This window comes from Novosphingobium fluoreni, from assembly GCF_014196615.1.
Lineage (GTDB): Bacteria > Pseudomonadota > Alphaproteobacteria > Sphingomonadales > Sphingomonadaceae > Novosphingobium > Novosphingobium fluoreni.
The window spans coordinates 1-1120 of record NZ_JACIDY010000024.1 but is presented as its reverse complement, the minus strand read 5'-3'; the positions used below and the strand labels follow the sequence as shown (position 1 = coordinate 1120).

The following is a 1120-nucleotide window of genomic DNA, read 5'->3' as shown; positions in this document are numbered from 1 at the left end:
GCGACTGGGGTGAAGTCGTAACAAGGTAGCCGTAGGGGAACCTGCGGCTGGATCACCTCCTTTCTAAGGATCGGAACGAGTGCGCCGGGTCTAGTACCTGGAAGAGCTTCGCTCTGTTTCAAAGAACATGCCGTCGTCCTCATGTCCCTTCATCTCTGGAAAATCAGCGCGGAACGCTGACCGGGTTTTATACCTGGTGTTTCGCGTTGGACGCCTGAGCTGGCCTACGCCGCCCGCGGCAGCCGATCGCAAGATTGGTCGCTAGCAGGGCGAGGGAGATGGGCCGGTAGCTCAGGTGGTTAGAGCGCACGCCTGATAAGCGTGAGGTCGCAAGTTCAACTCTTGCTCGGCCCACCATCTTTCCAAGGTTGGTAGGGGGCCTTAGCTCAGCTGGGAGAGCACCTGCTTTGCAAGCAGGGGGTCATCGGTTCGATCCCGATAGGCTCCACCAAGCCGCAGCAGGCAAGACAAATTAGCGAGGCTAATTTGCATGCCTGCAAGGCCGGCCAGCGCTGCGAAGCGCGCCACAAGGCGCAGCTTTGCTACGTCTGACGGCGAGCCGCCTGCGCAGCGCCTTTTAGACATCCAGAGGTGAAGACATCTATTTCCGCTCACGGCTACGGTCGTTGAGTGGTTACGCGGCATTGGGCCGCAAATCTTTGACATTGTGAATGGGTTTTTTAATCGATGCCGTGGCGCATCGTGTGCAGTCGACGTGGCTGTGCACAATGATGCGTTACTACAGATGATTATCTGGCTGAGCAAAATCGTCCACGCCTAGTGACGATGGCAAACGCGCCTCATGATTGTCCGACTATGTCGGACAGGGCAGGTTTGTCGTTGATGGTGTGGATTTCTCAAGCGTGAGGTAAGAGCATTTGGTGGATGCCTTGGCATGTACAGGCGATGAAGGACGTGGCACGCTGCGATAAGCGTCGGGGAGTTGTGAGCAAACTTTGATCCGGCGATTTCCGAATGGGGAAACCCACCTTCACCATTTCATTCATTCTGTGAGCGATCACAGTCTGAGTGAGGTGGAACAGGTATCACCGAGCTGAATAAAATAGGCTTGGTGAAGCGAACCCGGGGAACTGAAACATCTAAGTACCCGGAGGAAAAG

At 55.6% G+C, this 1120-nt stretch carries 2 tRNA genes and 2 rRNA genes; all 4 read left to right on the top strand.

What is annotated here, in order from left to right:
• Nucleotides 1-63: ribosomal RNA gene (locus GGR39_RS17040) — 16S ribosomal RNA — on the top strand; the annotation flags it as partial.
• A gap of 217 nt (nt 64-280) precedes the next feature.
• Nucleotides 281-357, top strand: a tRNA-Ile gene (locus GGR39_RS17035).
• An 18-nt stretch (nt 358-375) separates the two neighbouring features.
• A tRNA-Ala gene (locus GGR39_RS17030) sits at nt 376-451 on the top strand.
• Between the two features lie 407 nt (nt 452-858).
• A 23S ribosomal RNA gene (locus GGR39_RS17025) occupies nt 859-1120 on the top strand; the annotation flags it as partial.